Source organism: Pseudomonas sp. 05N433 (genome assembly GCF_056396925.1).
Map to the genome: position 1 here is coordinate 1 of NZ_JBFTML010000172.1, position 300 is coordinate 300.

The window sequence follows — 300 nt, forward strand, 5'->3', positions numbered from 1 at the left end:
CTGGTCAGCCGCCGGATCAATCCCGACGGCACCCAGCTCCAGTACCGCTATGACAATGCGCAGCTGCTGCTCACGGAAATCGAAAACGAATCCGGCGAACACTATCGGCTGGACTACACACCCAACGGCTTGATCCGACAGGAAACCGGTTTCGACGGCCGCCGCACCGCCTACGTCTACGACCTCAACGGCCATCTGCTGGAGAAAACCGAATTCGGCGATGACGGCTCGCAGCTGGTTACCGGGTACGAGCGGGATGCGGAAGGACGGCTGTTAGTCAAAACCTTGCCCGACGGCATC

1 protein-coding gene is annotated in these 300 nt (G+C 60.3%); it reads left to right on the forward strand.

Going from position 1 to position 300, the window contains the following annotated elements; translation table 11 throughout:
• A partial coding sequence (locus AC1DIS_RS30215; protein WP_477745457.1) for a hypothetical protein occupies positions 1 to 300 on the forward strand: 300 nt, incomplete at both ends.